Annotated in this window: 18 protein-coding genes and 1 riboswitch; of the genes, 8 read left to right on the top strand and 10 right to left on the bottom strand. The window is 72.7% G+C overall.

Features of this window, described 5'->3' with window-relative positions:
• Positions 1-37 precede the first annotated feature (37 nt).
• Positions 38-280: a bacterioferritin-associated ferredoxin gene (locus QFZ74_RS08215; RefSeq protein ID WP_307620131.1), complete on the top strand. Its 243-nt coding sequence runs from the start codon at positions 38-40 to the stop codon at positions 278-280.
• An 84-nt stretch (positions 281-364) separates the two neighbouring features.
• Here the strand turns inward: QFZ74_RS08215 and QFZ74_RS08210 are convergent, their stop codons facing one another.
• Entirely contained in the window at positions 365-1,321 is a 957-nt protein-coding gene (locus tag QFZ74_RS08210; RefSeq protein WP_307620130.1) for an IS481 family transposase, read from the bottom strand.
• Positions 1,322-1,446: 125 nt separating this feature from the next.
• Positions 1,447-1,926, bottom strand: a complete 480-nt coding sequence (gene bfr, locus QFZ74_RS08205) for a bacterioferritin (protein ID WP_307620129.1) — start codon at positions 1,924-1,926, stop codon at positions 1,447-1,449.
• Positions 1,927-2,101: 175 nt separating this feature from the next.
• Between bfr and QFZ74_RS08200 the strand changes: the two genes are divergently transcribed.
• Positions 2,102-2,743 (top strand): sulfite oxidase-like oxidoreductase, encoded by a 642-nt coding sequence (locus QFZ74_RS08200; RefSeq protein ID WP_307620128.1) that lies wholly within the window; start codon positions 2,102-2,104, stop codon positions 2,741-2,743.
• Between the two features lie 24 nt (positions 2,744-2,767).
• Here the strand turns inward: QFZ74_RS08200 and QFZ74_RS08195 are convergent, their stop codons facing one another.
• From QFZ74_RS08195 to thiO, 6 genes are all read right to left on the bottom strand, one after another.
• Positions 2,768-3,262 (bottom strand): DUF4396 domain-containing protein, encoded by a 495-nt coding sequence (locus QFZ74_RS08195; protein WP_307620127.1) that lies wholly within the window; start codon positions 3,260-3,262, stop codon positions 2,768-2,770.
• Positions 3,263-3,354: 92 nt separating this feature from the next.
• On the bottom strand, positions 3,355-4,251 hold the full coding sequence (locus QFZ74_RS08190; protein ID WP_307620126.1) for a deoxyribonuclease IV: 897 nt from the start codon (positions 4,249-4,251) through the stop codon (positions 3,355-3,357).
• A 70-nt stretch (positions 4,252-4,321) separates the two neighbouring features.
• Complete coding sequence (pknB, locus tag QFZ74_RS08185; protein WP_307620125.1) at positions 4,322-6,283, bottom strand: Stk1 family PASTA domain-containing Ser/Thr kinase; 1,962 nt, start codon at positions 6,281-6,283, stop codon at positions 4,322-4,324.
• A 115-nt stretch (positions 6,284-6,398) separates the two neighbouring features.
• A complete protein-coding gene (locus QFZ74_RS08180; RefSeq protein WP_307620124.1) occupies positions 6,399-7,193 on the bottom strand; it encodes a thiazole synthase in 795 nt (264 codons plus the stop codon).
• A 3-nt stretch (positions 7,194-7,196) separates the two neighbouring features.
• Complete coding sequence (gene thiS, locus QFZ74_RS08175; RefSeq protein ID WP_307620123.1) at positions 7,197-7,409, bottom strand: sulfur carrier protein ThiS; 213 nt, start codon at positions 7,407-7,409, stop codon at positions 7,197-7,199.
• The gene (thiO, locus tag QFZ74_RS08170; RefSeq protein WP_307620122.1) at positions 7,406-8,593 is read right to left on the bottom strand and encodes a glycine oxidase ThiO; all 1,188 of its coding nucleotides are present in this window, start codon (positions 8,591-8,593) and stop codon (positions 7,406-7,408) included. The genes thiS and thiO overlap by 4 nt, the downstream gene beginning before the upstream one ends.
• A riboswitch (TPP riboswitch) is annotated at positions 8,591-8,704 on the bottom strand. It overlaps the preceding gene by 3 nt.
• Before the next feature lie 167 nt (positions 8,705-8,871).
• Here thiO and QFZ74_RS08165 point away from each other — a divergent pair.
• From QFZ74_RS08165 to QFZ74_RS08145, 5 genes are all read left to right on the top strand, one after another.
• Positions 8,872-10,035 (top strand): NAD(P)/FAD-dependent oxidoreductase, encoded by a 1,164-nt coding sequence (locus QFZ74_RS08165; RefSeq protein ID WP_373462471.1) that lies wholly within the window; start codon positions 8,872-8,874, stop codon positions 10,033-10,035.
• Between the two features lie 120 nt (positions 10,036-10,155).
• A complete protein-coding gene (locus QFZ74_RS08160; protein ID WP_307620120.1) occupies positions 10,156-10,521 on the top strand; it encodes an Rv2175c family DNA-binding protein in 366 nt (121 codons plus the stop codon).
• 147 nt (positions 10,522-10,668) lie between these two features.
• Positions 10,669-11,325 carry a thiamine phosphate synthase gene (thiE, locus tag QFZ74_RS08155; protein ID WP_307620119.1) on the top strand — a complete coding sequence of 219 codons (657 nt, stop codon included), beginning with the start codon at positions 10,669-10,671 and terminating at the stop codon, positions 11,323-11,325.
• 108 nt (positions 11,326-11,433) lie between these two features.
• Positions 11,434-12,357: a methylenetetrahydrofolate reductase [NAD(P)H] gene (gene metF, locus QFZ74_RS08150; protein WP_307620118.1), complete on the top strand. Its 924-nt coding sequence runs from the start codon at positions 11,434-11,436 to the stop codon at positions 12,355-12,357.
• A gap of 56 nt (positions 12,358-12,413) precedes the next feature.
• The gene (locus QFZ74_RS08145; protein WP_307620117.1) at positions 12,414-13,388 is read left to right on the top strand and encodes a hypothetical protein; all 975 of its coding nucleotides are present in this window, start codon (positions 12,414-12,416) and stop codon (positions 13,386-13,388) included.
• A gap of 29 nt (positions 13,389-13,417) precedes the next feature.
• On the opposite strand, the gene QFZ74_RS08140 is transcribed toward QFZ74_RS08145, so the two are convergent.
• A complete protein-coding gene (locus QFZ74_RS08140) occupies positions 13,418-14,956 on the bottom strand; it encodes an NAD(P)/FAD-dependent oxidoreductase (RefSeq protein WP_307620116.1) in 1,539 nt (512 codons plus the stop codon).
• Between the two features lie 482 nt (positions 14,957-15,438).
• Positions 15,439-16,068 (bottom strand): TetR/AcrR family transcriptional regulator, encoded by a 630-nt coding sequence (locus QFZ74_RS08135; protein ID WP_307620115.1) that lies wholly within the window; start codon positions 16,066-16,068, stop codon positions 15,439-15,441.
• Between the two features lie 177 nt (positions 16,069-16,245).
• Here QFZ74_RS08135 and QFZ74_RS08130 point away from each other — a divergent pair, with 177 nt between their 5' ends.
• Entirely contained in the window at positions 16,246-16,803 is a 558-nt protein-coding gene (locus tag QFZ74_RS08130) for an SAV_6107 family HEPN domain-containing protein (protein WP_307620114.1), read from the top strand.
• Positions 16,804-17,444 lie beyond the last annotated feature (641 nt).

Here is a 17,444-nt window from a genome sequence, read left to right as displayed (position 1 = left end):
GCATGACCTTTCAATCCCCGGCTGGAGGTGGATCCGCGTGTTCGTCTGCAGTTGCTTCGGCATCACAGAGCAACAGGTGAAGCAGCACGCGGAGGGCGGCGCCTGCACCCCGCGCCAGATCGCCTCCGCCTGCAAGGCGGGCACGGACTGCGGGTCGTGCGTACGCCGCATCCAGGCGATCCTCGGCCGGGGCGCCTGCCCGCGCCGCGAGCTGGCCGACCAGGGCAGGCCGGTACTCTCCGACCTCCCGTCCGCACCCGCGTTCCCGGAAGCGGCCTAGGGGTCTGTCGTTTGGATCAGGCCGGCTGTGAGGTGCGGTACTTCTCGACCGTCCGCGACGCCGGGATGATCCAAACGACAGGCCCTAGTTGTATTGACCCGCAGCATTGTTCACACGATTGATCGGTGGGTGGCCGCCGAGTGCGGTGTGGCAGCGGTGGTGGTTGTAGGTGTGGAGGAAGTCTGGCAGGGCTTCGGCGCGTTCGGTGTTGCTGGTGTAGGGCCGCAGGTAGGCCCATTCGTCGAGCAGTGTGCGGTTGAAGCGTTCGACCTTGCCGTTGGTCTGCGGCCGGTAGATGCGGGTGAGCTTGCCGGCCGCACCGAGGTCGGCCAGGGCTTGCCGCCAGGCGAAGCTTTTGCGGTAGGGCCAGGCGTTGTCGGTCAGAACGCGTTCGATGTGCTCGATGCCGCAGGTGGCGAAGAAGGCTGCGGCCCGGCGGAGGAAGCCTGCGCAGGTGTCGGCCTTCTCGTCCGGGTGGATCTCGCTGTAGGCGAGACGGCTGTGGTCGTCGACGGCGGAGTGGACGTAGTCGAAGCCCATGCTGCTGCGTCGGGCACGGCCTGCCTGGCGGCCCAGGACCTTGTGACCGCCGCCGTCCGGGATCCGGCCGAGTTTCTTGACGTCGACGTGGACGAGCTCGCCGGGGCGGTCGCGTTCGTAGCGGCGGATGACCTCACCCGTGGGCCGGTCAAGATGGGCCAGGCGATTCAGGCCATGGCGGACCAGGATGCGGTGCACGGTCGAGGCGGGCATGCCCAGGACGGGGCCGATGCGGGCCGGGCCGAGCTTGCGGGCCTGACGCAGTTGGCACACGTGGGCCTCCACCATCGCGGGCGTGCGGTGGGGTGTCGTCCGCGGCCTGCTGGAACGGTCGTGCAGGCCCGACTCGCCCTCTGCCCGCCAGCGGCGGACCCACTTGTGAGCCGTGGCCCGCGAGATGCCCATCTCCGCCGCGACATGCGCAACGGGGCGACCTGCGCAGACACGTTCAACGAGAAGCCGCCTGCCGTGAACGGTCAGCCGGGCATTACGGTGGGACACGAAGACCTCCGTGCGGTGCAGTCCTAGACAGCTCCACCACACCGGAGGTCTTCGCCATGATCAAGCCCAGCGAGTGTCAACAACGCTCGTGATCAATACACCTAGTCTCCTCGTGCGGAGCCGGTTCAGCTGTCCGGCTGCTCGATGAGCTGCGCGAGGTAGAGCGCCTCCCCGAGCTTGTTCACCAGTTCCAGCTGGGTGTCCAGGTAGTCGATGTGGTGCTCCTCGTCGGCGAGGATGTCCTCGAAGATGTTCGCGGATGTGAGATCGCCCTTCTCGCGCATCACCTTCGCGCCGCGCGTCAGCCGGTCGATCGCCTCCACCTCGATCTGCCGGTCCGCCTCGAACATCTCCTTGACGGTCTGACCCACCCGCACATGGAACAGCCGCTGGTAGTTGGGCAGCCCCTCCAGGAACAGGATCCGGTCGGTCAGCACCTCGGCGTGCTTCATCTCGTCGAACGACTCGTGCCGCGTGTACTTCGCGAGCTTCGTCCAGCCGAAGTTCTCCTGCATCTTGGCGTGCAGGAAGTACTGGTTGATGGCGGTGAGCTCGCCGGTGAGCTGCTCGTTCAGGAATTCCAGGACCTCGGGGTCGCCCTGCATCGCAGAGGCTCCTTCCGCATGGGGGATGGGGAGGTTGCGGGCGCATGATTGCACCGGGTGCCAAAGATCGTCCAGTAAGTGCGTACTTAGTAAGTACATCCACGCTTGTCATCAGTTGTCCGCTTCGGGGGACACCTGGTCAAACGCACTGCTCCGCGTCTGTCAGGATGGAACCATGGGGCAGCCGGTGGAGCACGAATCTGGAGAATTCGGAGAGGGCGTACGGTCCGAGCTTCCGCCGGGGCAGCGGCTCCAGCGCGGCTGGCCGGTCATGCACTACGGCCCGGTGCCCAAGTTCCGCCCCGAGCGCTGGGAGTTCAGGGTCTTCGGGGCCACCGCCGACGGCGACAAGCGCTGCTGGACCCATGAGGAGTTCACGGGCCTGCCGTACACCAGCGTCGTCGCCGACCTCCACTGCGTGACCAAGTTCAGCATGCTCGGCGCCGAATGGGGCGGCGTCCCGGCGAGCGCGATCCTGAAGGCGGCGCCGCCCGCCTCCGGCGTCACCCATGTGATGGTCTGGGCGGAGTACGGCTTCAGCGCGAACCTCCGCCTGTCGGACTTCGCCGCCGAGGGCACGATCTTCGCGACCCACAAGGACGGCGAACTCCTCACCGCCGAGCACGGCTTCCCGGTCCGCCTCGTCGTCCCGCACCTGTACGCCTGGAAGGGGCCCAAGTGGGTCCGCGGCGTCGAGTACATGACCGAGGACCGCCGTGGCTTCTGGGAGGAGCGCGGCTACCACAACCTCGGCGACCCCTGGAAGGAACAGCGCTACTCCTACCAGGAGGAGCCCGGGGACGGCCCCGAGCTCTGACGCTCTCCTCCCGGCCGGCGCCGGTCAGTGGTGGTACCGGTGCACCACCGCATGGCCCCTGCCGCGGCCGATCGTCCACTTGTTGACGGGCGTCGTGACCACGAAGGCCGCCACTAGCGAGATCGCCAGCGCGGTCCAGAAGAGCAGGTCGCCCAGGTGGGCGTCCATCGCGCCCGGCCAGAGCGCGATCACGCCGTTGTCGATCAGCTCCATCACGGCGATCGACAGCGTGTCCGCGGCCAGCGCCACGCGCACGGCGGTGCGCAGACCGACGCCCGCCCGCAGCACCCCGCGCAGCGTGAGCGCGTAACCGAAGAGGAACGCCAGCGCGATCGCCAGGACCATCGTCGGCAGATTGCCCCAGTCGAACGCCGTGCCGACGACCATGCCGAGCACCTCGCCGATGGCACAGCCGGTGAGGCAGTGCAGGGTGGCCTGCGCGGCCATGGACCACGTGGCCGTTGGCGCGTGGCCGTGCTCATGGGTGTGGTGTGCGTGTGCGTGCGCCTCGTGCGTCATGGGTGCCTCCGGTGCTGAGTGCCGTTTCCCGTGACGACTGGAACGTAGATACCCCCCAGGGGTATTCCCGAGGTTCTGGATTCCGGGCCGGACTATCCCTCCCGCAGCTTCTTCAGGCGCTCCACGTCCGCCGCGTGTCCCTCCTTGCCGCCCGGGGTCTCGATGATCAGCGGGACGCCCTCGGTGGCGGGGTGGGTCATCAGGGCCCGGAACGGGTCCTCGCCGATGTGGCCCGAGCCGATGTTCTCGTGGCGGTCCTTGTGCGCGCCCACGACGTCCTTGGAGTCGTTGGCGTGGATCAGCTTCAGCCGGCCCTCGCCGACCGTCTCCACCAGCAGGTCGAGCGTCTGGTGCATGCCGCTCGGGCCGGTCAGGTCGTGCCCGGCCGCGAAGACGTGGCAGGTGTCCAGGCACACGCCCAGCCTCGGGTGCGCCTCCAGCGCCTCGAAGTACGGCCCGAAGTCCCAGGTGCGCGAGCACAGCGAGGCGCCCTGCCCGGCCGTGGACTCCAGCAGCAGGTACGGGTCGTCGTCGTGGGTGAGCTCGTCCAGCAGCGGCAGCAGGAACTCCCGTACCTGCTTCAGCGCCACCGCCCGGTCCCGTCCGCCCGTCGCGCTGCCCGTGTGCACGACGACGCCCAGCGCGCCGATCTCCCGCCCGCGCCGCAGCGAGTGCCGCAGTGACTCCACCGACTTCTCCACGGTCGCCTCGGTGTGCGAGCCGAAGTTGATCAGGTAGGGGGCGTGCACGTACGCAGGGACCGACTCCCGCGCGCAGGTCTCCCGGAACGCCTCGTCCTGCCGCGCGTTCCCGGCCGGGGTCGCCCAGCCGCGCGGATTGGCGACGAAGACCTGCACGGCCTCGGCCTTCAGATCGTGGGCGTAGGTGAGTCCCACCGAGTGCAGGCCGCCGGCCACGGGGACGTGGCCGCCGACGGGGTTGCGGAGGGGGCTGAGGGGGGCGGGGGCGCCGGACTGCTGACGTATCACCCGTTCAGGGTGTCACGCCCGGTCCGGCCCGAGGAAAACACCGGTCATCGGCCAGCCCCGCCCCGGCCGCTCAGCGGACGGTGATCGTGATCTGCGAGCCCTTGGGCGCCTTCTCGCCGCCGCGCACCGACTGCCGCTTCACGGTGTCGCCGAACAGGCCGAACAGCCCGCGGCTCACCTTGACCTCGAAGCCGGCCTTCTCCAGCCGCCTCTTCGCGTCGTCGGCCTTCGCCCCGACCACGTCCGGCACCCCGACCATCTCGGGGCCCTTGGACAGCGTCAGCGTCACCGTGTCGCCCTCGGCGGCCTCGCCGTCGCCCGCCGGGGTCTGCTCGGCGACCTCGCCCTTGTCGTACTCCGAGTCGACCTCGCGCGTGGCGATCCGCACCCGCAGGCCGGCGTCCGTGAGCTCCTCCCGGGCGCTGTCCAGGTCCTCGCCGGTGACGTCCGGAACGTCGACCGGGCTGCCCTTGCTGACGGTGAGCGCGATGGCGGAGCCCGCGTGCCGCTCGGTGCCGGCCTCCGGGTCGGTGCCGATCACCATGCCCTTGGCGACGTCGTCGCTGAACTCCCGGGTGACCATGCCCGGCTCCAGACTCTGGTCCTTCAGCAGCGCCCGCGCCTTGTCCAGCCGGTAGCCCTGCAGACCCGGCACCCGCACGGTCTCCGGCCCGTCGGAGACGGTCAGCGTCACCGCGCCGCTGCTGCGGATGCGGGCGCCGGCCCCCGGATCGGTGCTGATGACCGTGCCCCGCTTCACCGTGTCGCTGTAGGCGTGCCTGACCTGCTTGACGTCGAGCCCGTCCCCCTTCAGTTCGGCCCTGGCCTGTGCCTCCGTCTTCGCGAGCAGCGGCGGGACCTTGGTGAACTGCCCGGAGTTGATGTACCAGACGCCGGCCCCGACGCCGAAGACCACGAGCACGGCCGCCACGAGCGTGACGATGCCGCGCCGCGCGCGCGAGAGCCCGCGTCCGGCGCCACCGGACGGCGGGGCGGGCGGCACCTCGTACAGGCTGGTCCGTTCGACGGACGCGGTCCACTCCACGCGCGTGGTCGGGTCGTCCGCCTCGCCGACCGGCAGCAGCCGCGGCACGGTCAGCGAGCGCGGGATCACGCTCGTGCGGTCCCCGGCGTTGTCGTGCCCGGCCGAGAGCGCCTGCGGCGGTACGGCGTCCAGCTGCTCGGCGGTCAGGCCCGCGCGGGCCTCACGCACCTGGGCGAGCAGCGCCACGGCGTCGTGCGGCCGGACGTCCGGGGTGCGCGCGGTGGCCGCGGCGACCAGCTCGTCCAGCGCGTACGGCAGCCCGGGCACGGCGGCCGAGGGCGGCGGTACGTCGTCGTGGAGGTGCTGGTAGAGCACCGCGGCGGCGGAGTCGCCGGTGTGCGGCTTGTCGCCGGTCAGTATCTCGTACAGGACGACACCGCAGGCGTACACGTCGACGCGGGCGTCCGCGGCGCCGCCCCGCTCGATCTGCTCCGGCGCGAGGTAGGAGATGGTGCCGAGCACGGCACCGGTGGTGCTCGTCACCGTGTCCACGGACCGCACCAGCCCGAAGTCGGCGACCTTGACCCGGCCGTCGTCCCCTATGAGCACGTTCTCGGGCTTCATGTCCCGGTGCACGAACCCCGCCCGGTGCGCGGCGCCCAGCGCGGCCAGCACCGGCTCCAGGATGTCCAGGGCGGCGCGCGGCTGAAGCGCCCCGCGCTCGCGCAGCACGTCGCGCAGGGTGCACCCGGCGACGTACTCCATCGCGAGATAGACGTACGACCCGTCGGCCCCCTGGTCGAAGACCTGCACCACATTGGGGTGGGCGAGCCGGGCCACCGACTTCGCCTCGCGGATGAACCGCTCGACGAAGGAGCCGTCGGCCGCGAGCGAGGGGTGCATCACCTTGAGGGCGAGGACCCGGTCCAGACGGGTGTCCAGGGCCCGGTAGACCGTGGCCATGCCGCCGACGGCGATCCGCGCCTCGACGCGGTAACGGCCGTCGAGCACCTGCCCGACGAGGGGGTCCTGAAGCGTCGTATCCACGCAGGCGAGTCTACGAGGGGAGACTGACACGCCGCCCGGCCGGGACCGGGTTCAGGGCGTTACCGCAGCCCACTTGTGACGCGCCACGCAGAGACCGGACGGAAGACCGAACGGACTAGAACGCCGGGCGTTCCGGGTCCAGACGGGCGAGTCCCTCGGTGGGCGACGACGCCTCCGCGAAGTGCCTGCGGGGGATGCGCCCGGCCCGCAGGGCCAGCCGGCCCGCGCTGACCGCCTGCCGCATCGCCTCCGCCATCAGCACCGGCTCCTGCGCGCGCGTGACGGCCGAGGCGAGCATCACACCCGCGCACCCCAGCTCCATCGCCAGCGCCACGTCGGACGCCGTACCGGCCCCCGCGTCCAGGATCACCGGCACGCGCGCGTGCTCGACGATCAGCTGGAAGTTGTGCGGGTTGCGGATGCCGAGACCGGAGCCGATCGGCGAGCCGAGCGGCATGATCGCCGCGCAGCCCACGTCCTCCAGCTTGCGCGCGAGGACCGGGTCGTCGTTGGTGTACGGCAGCACCGTGAACCCGTCGTCGACCAGCGTCTCGGCGGCGTCCAGCAGCTCGATCGGGTCCGGCAGCAGGGTGCGCTCGTCGGCGATGACCTCCAGCTTGACCAGGTCGGTGCCCAGCGCCTCCCGCGCCAGCCGGGCCGTCAGCACGGCCTCGCCGGCGGTGAAGCAGCCGGCCGTGTTGGGCAGCACCCGGATGCCGAGCCGCTCCAGGACCGACAGCACGGAGCCGTGCACCCCCGGATCGACCCGGCGCATCGCCACGGTCGTCAGCTCGGTGCCGGAGGCGACCAGCGCCCGCTCCAGCACGTCGAGGCTCGGCGCACCGCCGGTGCCCATGATCAGGCGGGACGTGAAGGACGTACCGCCGAGGACGAAGGGATCGTCGGCCATGGGTCAGCCTCCTTGGACGGCGGTGAGGACTTCGACGCGGTCTCCCTCGGCGAGGGCCGTCGACGGCCACTCCGCGCGCGGGACCACCGTCTCGTTGAGAGCGGCGGCCACTCCGGCGGGCGCCGCGGTGAGGCTCCGCACCAGCGCGTCCAGCACGGTGCCGGGCGCGACCTCGCGGCGCTGCCCGTTGACGGAGATGGTGACGGGCGTGCTCATGCGGGCTGCTCCGAGACAGACGAGACAGGCGAGACAGGGGTGAGGGCGGCGTCGAAGCGCCGCGGCGTGAAGGGGCGCGCCTCCGGGGGGAGGTCGCCGGTGGCGAGGACGTGGGCCATGACGTCGCCGGTGACGGGCGTGAGCAGGACGCCGTTGCGGAAGTGGCCGGTGGCCAGCAGCAGTCCGTCGAGGGCGGTCGGGCCGAGCAGCGGCGCGTTGTCGGGGGAGCCGGGACGCAGCCCCGCGCGCGTCTCGGTCAGCGGCAGCTCGGTGATGCCGGGCACGAGCTCGTGGGCGTCGCGCAGCAGCTCGTACACGCCGCCCGCGGTCACCGTCGTGTCCCAGCCCAGCTCCTCGCTCGTCGCGCCGACGACCAGCTCGCCGTTCTCGCGCGGCACCAGATAGACCTGGCCGCCGCGGACCACGGCCCGCACGGTGCGGCTGAGGAACGGCGCGTACCGCTTCGGCACGGTCAGCCGCAGCACCTGCCCCTTCACGGGGCGCACCGGCGGCCTTACGTCGTCCGGTACGCCCGCCAGCTCGCCGCTCAGGCTGCCGGCCGCGAGCACGACCTGCCCGGCGGCCAGCGCGGTGCCGTCCGCCGTGGTGACGCCGGTGACCCGGTCCCCGATGACGTCGAGGCGCTCGGCGCGCGTGCGGTGGAAGACCACTCCGGTGCGCTCGCAGGCGGCGACCAGGGCCGCGGCCAGCCGGCGCGGGTCGATCTGGTGGTCGCCGTCGACGCGCAGCCCGCCGCGCACGCCCGGCGCGAGCATCGGCTCCAGGCGCCGGCACTCCCGGCCGGTCAGCCACACCGACTCCAGGCCCGAGCGCTGTTGCAGCGCGTGCAGTTCACGCAGGTGGGCCCGGTCGTCGGAGTCCAGCGCGACCGCGAGCGTGCCGCACCGGCGGTAGCCGAGGCCGAGGCCGGTCAGCTCGGTGAGCTCGGCGGCGAAGTCGGGGTAGCGGCGGGCCGATTCCAGGTTCAGGGCCAGCAGGGTCTGCTCGCCGTAGTGCAGTTCCGTGACCGCGGCCAGCATCCCGGCGGCGACCTGGGCGGCCCCTCCGCCGGGGCCGGGGTCCACCACGGCCGTGGCCACGCCGCGCTGCGCGGCACGCCAGGCCGTGACCAGACCGATGATCCCGCCTCCGACGACGAGCACGTCGGACGTACGTGACGACATGGGCGTCCAGCCCCTCCCTTCGCCGGCATGACCCGGATCAGGTTCGTACGGTCGGAGGCCGCGTCAGCCTCCCTCTCAGCCCGGTGCGTCCGGGCTCCCGCGAGTGCGTTGTCCCCGCCACCCTAGCCCGCGGCCGCGCAGGCCTGCCAGCACGTCCCCCGGCCCTCGCTCGCCCCCTGACCGAGGGAATCCGGATTGTCTATGGTGATCGAGTGAGCGACGAGACGCGGGACGCGGACACGGCACAGGGACGGCGCGTGGTCGTCGTCGGGGCGGGGATGGCGGGGGTGCAGACCGCGGTCGCCCTGCGCGAACGGGGCTTCACCGGCATCGTGACGCTCATCGGGGCGGAGCCGCACCAGCCGTACGACCGGCCGCCGCTGTCCAAGGCCGTCCTGCTCGGCAAGGCGGAGGGCTCGGCCCTCGACGTGGACTTCGAGGGACTCGGCATCGAACTCCTGCTGGGCCGCGAGGCGTTGGGCGTGCGCCCAGCCGACCACGAACTGGACACCGAGGCGGGACCCGTCCCGTACGACGTCCTCGTCCTCGCGACCGGCGCCGCACCCATCAGCCTGCCCGGCTCGGAGGGCGTCCCCGGTGTCCATCTGCTGCGCACCCTCGACGACGCCGAGCGGCTGCGGCCCGTGCTCGCCCGGCAGCACGACATCGTGGTCGTCGGCGCCGGCTGGATCGGCGCCGAGTTCGCGACGGCGGCCCGCGAGGCGGGCTGCGCGGTCACCGTCGTCGAGGCCGCCGACCGCCCGCTCGCCGAGGCGCTGCCCGCCGAGGTGACCGCGCCGATGACCGCCTGGTACGCCGACAGTGGCGCCACCCTGCGCACCCACGCGCGCGTGGAGCGCGTCGAGGAGGGCGCGGTCGTCCTCGACGACGGCGCGCGGCTGCCCGCGGGCGCCGTCGTCGTCGGCATCGGCGCGCGCCCCGCCACGGCCTGGCTGGCCGGCTCCGGCATCGAACTCGGCGCGCACGGCGAGGTCGTCGCCGACGACCGGCTGCGCACCTCCGCCCCGGACGTGTACGCCGTCGGCGACTGCGCCTCCTTCCCCTCGCACCGGTACGGCGAGCGGCTCCTGGTGCACCACTGGGACAACGCCCTGCAGGGGCCACGCACGGTCGCGGCGACCGTCATGGGCGAGACCGACGCCGTCTACGACCCGGTGCCGTACTTCTGGTCCGAGCAGTTCGGCCGCTTCGTCCAGTACGCCGGCCACCACGCGTCGGCCGACACGCTGGTCTGGCGCGGCGACCCCGTCGGCCCGGCCTGGTCCGTCTGCTGGCTGTGCGAGGGCCGGCTGGTCGCCCTGCTGGCGGTGGGCCGGCCGCGTGACCTGGCCCAGGGGCGGCGGCTCATCGAGAGCGGCGCGCCGATGGATCCGGAGCTGCTGGCGGACCACGCCCGGCCCCTGAAGGCGGCCACGCTCTGAGCGGTCGCTTCGGGGAGCCCGTGGCCTGGTCGGCCGAAGGAAGCCATGAGATGACCAGAAATGTCCCGAGTTGGACCGGCCCGACTTCCGACTGTCAGTCCGGGATGGCACGCTGTTTCCGTGACCGAGATTGACGCAAAGATCGATGCTCTCGTCCCTGCCTGGCTCAACCTCCCCGAGATCGCCGAGATGCTCGGTGTCGAGGTGACGCGCGTGCGGCAGCTGGTCAAGGAGGGCCAGCTCATCGCCGTACGCCGTGGTGAGAACCGGGCACTGCACGTCCCCGCCGCCTTCATCGACGGGGACAAGGTCGTCAAGGGCCTGACCGGCACCCTGACGCTCCTGCGGGACGACGGCTTCACCGACGAAGAGATGCTGGAGTGGCTCTTCACCCCCGACCCGTCCCTGCCCGGAACCCCCGCCCAGGCCCTGAGCGAGAACCGCGGCACCGAGGTGAAGCGCCGCGCCCAGGCGCTCGCCGTCTGACCCGTACACCGACACCACGCACAGGTGCGGCGGCCGGGGGCGGGCACGCTCCGTCCCCGGCCGGGCGGTGACCTAGGGTCTTTCCTCATGGCCACGGGTCACCGCTCGGCCACCCACCACGCACCGACCCCGGGGGGACGTTCCGCCATGCCCGACACCACGACCACCGCCCGTGCCCAGCTCGCCGACGCCCGTCTCTACCTGTGCACGGACGCCCGCAGGCGCCAGGGCGACCTGGCCGAGTTCCTGGACGCCGTCCTGGCCGGCGGTGTCGACATCGTGCAGCTGCGCGACAAGGGCATGGAGGCCGCCGAGGAGCTGGAGTACCTGGAGGTCCTCGCCGACGCCTGCGCCCGGCACGGCAAGCTGCTCGCGGTCAACGACCGCGCGGACGTCGCCCACGCCGCCTCCGCCGACGTCCTCCACCTCGGCCAGGGCGACCTGCCGGTCCCCGCGGCCCGCGCGATCCTCGGCGACGACGTCCTCATCGGCCGCTCCACGCACACCGAGGCCGAGGCCTCCGCGGCCGCCGTCCAGGAGGGCGTGGACTACTTCTGCACCGGCCCCTGCTGGCCGACCCCCACCAAGCCCGGCCGCCCGGCCCCCGGCCTCGACCTGGTCCGGCACACGGCCGCGCTGGGCACGGACCGCCCCTGGTTCGCGATCGGCGGCATCGACCTCGGCAACCTCGACGAGGTACTCGACGCGGGCGCCCGCCGCGTCGTCGTCGTCCGCGCGCTCACCGAGGCGGACGACCCGGGCGCCGCCGCGGCCGACTTCGCGAAGCGACTGCGGCAGCGGTAGCGGTAGCGGTAGCGCGGAGCTGTCCAAGGGGTGGACAAGAAGTCGGCAATTCGTGCCATTTTCCCGTGCCCGGTTGGGACACCGCCCACCCCTGACTAACCTGCGGGTATGGCCCTCGGAACCGCATCCACCAGGACCGACCGCGCACGCACCGTGCGCGACATCCTGGGGACCGGCAAGACGACGTATTCGTTCGAGTTCTACGCGCCGAAGACCCCCAAAGGTGAGAAGAACCTGTGGGCGGCGCTTCGCAGGGTCGAGGCGGTGGCCCCCGACTTCGTCTCCGTGACGTACGGCGCAGGCGGCACCACGCGCGCGACCACGGTCAAGGAGACCCAGCAGATCGTCGTCGACACGACGCTCACCCCGGTCGCCCACCTCACCGCGGTCAACCACTCCGTGGCCGAACTCCGCAACATCATCGGCCAGTACGCGGACGCGGGCATCCGCAACATGCTCGCCGTGCGCGGCGACCCGCCCGGCGACCCGATGGGCGACTGGCTGGCACACCCCCAGGGCCTGACCTACGCCGTCGAGCTCGTCCAACTCATCAAGGAGGCGGGCGACTTCTGCGTGGGCGTCGCCGCCTTCCCGGAGATGCACCCGCGCTCGCGCGACTGGGATACGGACGTCGCGCACTTCGTCGACAAGTGCCGGGCCGGCGCCGACTACGCCATCACGCAGATGTTCTTCCAGCCGGAGTCCTATCTGCGCCTGCGCGACCGGGTCGCCGCCGCGGGGTGCGAGACACCCGTCATCCCCGAGATCCTGCCGGTGACCAGCGTGAAGATGCTGGAGCGGCTGCCCCAGCTCAGCAACGCGACGTTCCCGTCCGCGTTGCGGGAGCGCATCCTCGCGGCGAAGGACGATCCGGCTTCGGTACGCTCCATTGGCATCGAGTTCGCCACGGAGTTCTGCGCGCGGCTGCTGGCCGAAGGTGTGCCCGGGCTGCACTTCATCACGCTCAACAACTCCACGGCACCACTGGAAATCTACGAAAACCTGGGCCTGCACGACCCGCCGCAGGCCTAGACCGGCCACACCCGGATACGACACACTGCGTAACGGTCACTGGGAGAGGGGCGTACATGGGCTGGACGGTCCTCTATATCGCGTTCGGCATCGTCGCACTGTGGTTGCTCGGCGAGGTGCTGCTGCAGTACAAGGCGCGGCTGCGCTGGCGACTCCTCGCCTTCGGCGGTTTCCTCTGTGTCGTGATCGGTGTGCTCATCCCCTCCGTGGTGGTCATCGGGCTGGGCGCGGCAGCGTTCGCGGTCGGCCAGACCTACGTCACGCTGTCGTTCCGCCGCGGCTTCGCCGAGGGCTGGGCGGTCAAGCGCCCCGGCGCCGACGACGGCCGGGACGAGGCGGACCACGAGGGCGGCGCCTACGACGACGCGCGCGACGAGGGTCCCGCCTACGAGGCGGCGACGCCCGCGCCGGGCTACGCCGGCCAGGACGGCGCGCCGTACGACCAGGTCAACTCCCCTGCGGCCGCCGCCGACTACGACCGGGACGACGTCTTCACGCCGGCCCGCGCGGCAGCCGAGGCGACCGCCGTCTACGAGCCCCAGCCCCTGCCCGACGACACCGGCTCGTACGGCATCTACGACACCGGCTCGTACGCGACCGCCTCCGCCGACCCCGCCTACGCGGCCGCCGGACAGCACCACGACCAGAGCTACGCCACCGCGGGCCAGGGCGCCGACCAGGCCTACGCCTACGACTACTCGGGATACGGACAGCAGCAGTACGGCTACGACGCCACCGGCCAGCAGCAGTACGTGCAGTACGACCCGTACACCGGCGCCCAGACCTATGGCGAGGGCTCGTACGACTCCACGTACGGCGGCCAGCAGCAGTACGGGCAGCAGGGCTACGGCCAGGATCAGTACGCGTCCGGCGGCTACGGCGAGACCCAGGGCGGCGGGACGTGGGTACCGCAGCAGCGCACCGACGAGGCCTACGGCGGCGAACTCCCGCCCGAGCAGCAGCAGTACGGGCAGCAGGGCCACGGACAGCAGCAGCAGGGGCACGGCTACGACGAGCAGTACCGCTTCTGAGTCGCCGGCCTAGCCGCGCTGCCGGGGCGTCATTGGGAGCCCTTGAACTCCGGCCCCTCCACGATCAGTCCGGCGACCAGCGCACCCGACATGCCCGCGTGCGGGAGGCCGCCGCCGGGGTGTGACCAGCCTCCGGCGGTGAACAGCCCTGGCAGAGCGGTGGAGTTGGCCGGATGCAGCAGGCGTCCGCCGCCGGCCGCGAGCGCTGGGGCCGGGACTGCGCCGCCCACCGCGCCCGTCGCCTCCGCGATGTCGGCGGGTGTGCACGTGTGCTGCCACAGGATGCGGTCCCGCAGGCCGGGCACGGCCTGCTCGGCGGCGCCGATCATGGCCTCCACGTGGGCGTCGAGGGCCCGCCGCGCTGACTGACCGCCCTCGCCGAACCCGGCGGGGACCGGCGCGACGAGGGTGACCGCCTCGTGCGCGGAGTCGGGGACCAGCGAGGGGTCGTCCGGGCGCAGCACGGTGACGGTCGGGCGCGGCACGGTGACGGTCGGGTGCGCGGTGGCGGCCGCCGGGGCGCCGAACAGAGCGTCCAGCTCGGCGTCGCGGTCCTGGGCGTGCACCACGGTCCGGTGCGGCGTCCCGTCCGGCCGTGCGCCGCGCAGCGCCAGCAGCACGGTCAGCCGACTCGCCCGTCCCTGCTGGGGCGCCACCTCGCCGTCGCCGCGCACGGGCGCGTCCGCGACGACGCCGTCGAGGGCTTCGGGAGCGACACCGGCGACCACGAAGTCGGCCTCGGCCACCGTGCCCCCGGCCAGCTCCACTCCCGCCGCCCGGCCGTCCTCCCGGACGATCCCGGTGACCTCGGCGCCGAAGACGAACTCGACCTTGCGCCGCAGACAGCGCTCGTACACCGCGCGCGCCAACTCCCGTATGCCGCCGCGGACGTACCAGGTGCCGAAGGCGTGCTCCATGTACGGCAGCACGGCCGCGCTCGCCGGGGTGGTCCGGGGGTCGAGGCCGTACGCGAGCGCGTGACCCTCCAGGAGCGCGGTGAGGCGCTCGTCGCGCAGCTCCCAGGCGCCGACCTCGGCGAGCGTGCCCGCGCGACGGGTGCGCAGCAGCTTCTTGTGCGGGACGGCCGGATAGGGCTCGCGCTCGGCCAGCACCGGCCAGTTCGGCCACAGCGGCTCCTCCAGCAGGGGGCGGCGCGTACGGTCCCAGGCCTCGCGGGCGCGCACCAGGAAGTCGCCCCAGCGCTGCCCGGCGCCCGAGCCGAGGGCCTCGTCGAGCGCCGAGACGACGCCCGCGCGCGAGGCGTTGGGCAGCGGGGCCTCGGTACCGTCGGCGAAGACGTGGTGCGAGGACGGGTCGACCTGCACCAGATCGACGCAGTCCTCCAGCGGCTCCTTGCCGGTCTTGACGAACAGGTCGCGGTAGACCGCGGGCAGCGGCAGCAGACCGGGACCGGTGTCGAAACGGAACCCGTCCCGCTCGAACCGGCGCACCGCTCCGCCGTACGTCTCCGTCCGCTCGTACACCACCACCCGGTGGCCCGCGACGGCCAGCCGGGCGGCGGACGCCATCGCGCCCATCCCGGCGCCGATCACCGCAATCCGTGCCATGCCTGCGACTTTATCCACCACCACTGACAGTCCCCCGCGCGGGCGGGAGTACGAGCGCGGACGCGCTCGGGACCAGACGGCGGCGCCGGCTGCTGGGCCTGCGTGCGCAGAACTGAGTATCCGTACCTAGGGAGCGAGTTGAGTACGTGCGCGGATGGGGCGCGACCTGCGGGAACGGGAGAGTGGAGGCACGGAAGGGGGCGCGGCTCCGGCACCGCCGACACGGGGCGGCGGAACGCGGCTCGCGCCCTTGACCGCTCCTTCCGCCGATGCCGTCGGCGGAAGAGAGGCAACGGGGGTACGGGGGAAGCGGGGAACGACCGGCAGGGGCTTCGACGGGGGTCCGCACGGGGAGTGCGGCTGCGGAGCCCGGTGGGGAACGGGGGAACACGAAGGCGCCGGTCCGACGGCGGTCCGCGGGGGACGCGGCCACGGCGGACCGGCGCTTTCCCGTGCCCGCGCGCGGGCGGAGCGGAACCGGGTCAGTCCCGGCCGCCGAACCGTCCGTGCAGCAGCAGGGACAGCGCCGCGTGGACGTCGTCCAGGGAGCGCTCCGGCTGGAACGCCTGCCAGTCCAGCGCGGCCACCAGCACCATGCCGACGAGCGCGGAGGCCGTCAGCTGGACGTCCGTCCGCGCGCTCAGCTCGCCGTTCGCCATCCCCTCGTGCAGAACGCCCTCGACGACGGCGACGGCCTCCTGGCGGACGATCATCAGCGTGGACTGCCAGGCGCGGTTGGTGCGCCACAGCTCGGCGACGTAGAGCTGGGTGAAGGCCGGGTAGCGGTCGATGAAGACGAGCCCGGCGCGGATCATCGCGTCCAGGGCGGCCGTACTGTCGCCGCCCGCGCGCGCGGTGCGCTCGGCGGCCTCGCGCAGGGAGGCGGCCAGGAGCCCCACCCCGTGCCGCAGCAGCTCCTCGAAGAGGACCGACTTGCTCGCGAAGTTGTAGTACACCGTCCCCTTCGCGACCCCGGCCCGCTCGGCGATCTCGTCCACCGTGGTGGCGGAGAAGCCCTGTTCGGCGATGAGCGTGACGGCCGCCTCGTAGAGCCTCTGCCGCGTGGCCTCACGGCGTGTGCTGCCGCCCGGCCGGGCGCTGCTGCTTTCCATGGCCCCGATTCTCACAGGAAGGGCGCCCCGGCCGGAACGCGGGCCGATCGGTCGCCCCGCTGCCGTCCGAACTTTCGATCGAGGAGAAAGTCCAGGTCAGAACGGGTTGTCGGTGGCATACCTCATGATGGGCACATACGGCCACGGTGCCGTCATCCAGACGACAGGAGGTTCGTCATGGCCAACTCGTCCGCGGCCGCCGCCCGTCGGCGCAGCGCCACCGGCCCTGCCCTCCCCGCCCCCTCGCCGGGCGACCCGGCGAGCGACGTCCACCCCGTGCAGCGGCCGGCCGCCGTCCCACCCGCCGCCCTCTCCCTGCTCGCCCAGGCCCGCGCGGGACTCGACGAGGCCACCGCCCTCGAAACGCCCAACGAGCGCTACGCCACGGCCCACTTGGCCGCCCTGCGGACGGCCGCCGCCGTCCTCGCCGCGCGCGCCCGGCCCGAACCCTCGCCGCGGCGTCGCGCCCGCATCCGCAGCGCCTGGGAGGTGCTGCCCGAGATCGCGCCCGAACTCACCGAGTGGAGCGCCCTGTTCGCCTCCGGCGCCGACCGCCGCGCCCGCGCCGAGGCGGGCATCCAGGGCGCGGCAGGCCGCCGCGACGCCGACGACCTCATACGGGACGTGGCGATGTTCGTCCGCATCGTCGAACGCCTGCTGAAGCTCCCGCCGGCCCTGCCCCGACCCCGCCCGGACACCTCAGCCACCGATCGGAACATGCCGGACGCGGGCTGAAGGGGGAGGCGGGCGGGGGCGGGCCGTGCCCCGGCCAGGAGTGCCGCGTCTGCCCGTGCGGGGCGCCTTGCCGCTCGCACTGGCGGCCGCGTGACCGCTGTCCGGGGCGGGCCGGAGGCGGCTGAAGGGGGAGGTAGGCGGGGCTGGCTGTGCGAAGGGCCGGCCCCGGTTCGGCGGGGAGCGCCGTGTCCGCCCGTGCGGGGCGCCTGCTGTTTCGCACTGGCGGCCGCGTGACCGCTGTCCGGGGCGGGCCGGAGGCGGCTGAAGGGGGAGGTAGGCGGGGCGGGCTGTGCCAAGGGCGGGCCTTGACCCGGCCAGGAGTGCCGCGTCCGCCCTTGCGGGGCGCCTGCTGTTCTCGCCGGCGGTCGCGTGACCGACGTGGACGCCCACCGGCCTGCTCGGCCTTCTCCCTGACGGGTCGGGGCCGGCCGTCGGGCGTGACGGCTGCGGTGCGCGCCTGGTGCTCGATCGGGAGGGCGCGCTTCGTGCGGCCCGTGCCGTCCACCCTGCGAGACTCGGGGCGGCGCAGGTCACCGTGGTGACCGGGGGCGGCGGGGGAGGCAATAGGGTGGGGAACGCCTGAAGCCTCCCGCTCCCGTTGCCGGGCGGGGGAGGCACTCCGTTCGCACCGCCGGCAGCAG

The sequence above is a fragment of the Streptomyces sp. V3I7 genome, from assembly GCF_030817495.1.
In the GTDB taxonomy this organism is placed as follows: domain Bacteria; phylum Actinomycetota; class Actinomycetes; order Streptomycetales; family Streptomycetaceae; genus Streptomyces.
The sequence above is the reverse complement of the archived record's forward strand: the minus strand, read 5'-3'. Positions and strand labels throughout refer to the sequence as shown.

Excerpts from the sequence above, each read along its gene's own strand:
- bfr (WP_307620129.1), bottom strand. The coding sequence starts at position 1,926 with ATGCAGGGCGACCCCGAGGTCCTGGAATTCCTGAACGAGCAGCTCACC.
- QFZ74_RS08200 (WP_307620128.1), top strand. The coding sequence starts at position 2,102 with ATGGGGCAGCCGGTGGAGCACGAATCTGGAGAATTCGGAGAGGGCGTA.
- QFZ74_RS08195 (WP_307620127.1), bottom strand. The coding sequence starts at position 3,262 with ATGACGCACGAGGCGCACGCACACGCACACCACACCCATGAGCACGGC.
- QFZ74_RS08180 (WP_307620124.1), bottom strand. The coding sequence starts at position 7,193 with ATGGCCGACGATCCCTTCGTCCTCGGCGGTACGTCCTTCACGTCCCGC.
- thiS (WP_307620123.1), bottom strand. The coding sequence starts at position 7,409 with ATGAGCACGCCCGTCACCATCTCCGTCAACGGGCAGCGCCGCGAGGTC.
- thiO (WP_307620122.1), bottom strand. The coding sequence starts at position 8,593 with ATGTCGTCACGTACGTCCGACGTGCTCGTCGTCGGAGGCGGGATCATC.
- QFZ74_RS08165 (WP_373462471.1), top strand. The coding sequence starts at position 8,872 with ATGGCGGGGGTGCAGACCGCGGTCGCCCTGCGCGAACGGGGCTTCACC.
- thiE (WP_307620119.1), top strand. The coding sequence starts at position 10,669 with ATGCCCGACACCACGACCACCGCCCGTGCCCAGCTCGCCGACGCCCGT.
- metF (WP_307620118.1), top strand. The coding sequence starts at position 11,434 with ATGGCCCTCGGAACCGCATCCACCAGGACCGACCGCGCACGCACCGTG.
- QFZ74_RS08145 (WP_307620117.1), top strand. The coding sequence starts at position 12,414 with ATGGGCTGGACGGTCCTCTATATCGCGTTCGGCATCGTCGCACTGTGG.
- QFZ74_RS08140 (WP_307620116.1), bottom strand. The coding sequence starts at position 14,956 with ATGGCACGGATTGCGGTGATCGGCGCCGGGATGGGCGCGATGGCGTCC.
- QFZ74_RS08135 (WP_307620115.1), bottom strand. The coding sequence starts at position 16,068 with ATGGAAAGCAGCAGCGCCCGGCCGGGCGGCAGCACACGCCGTGAGGCC.
- QFZ74_RS08130 (WP_307620114.1), top strand. The coding sequence starts at position 16,246 with ATGGCCAACTCGTCCGCGGCCGCCGCCCGTCGGCGCAGCGCCACCGGC.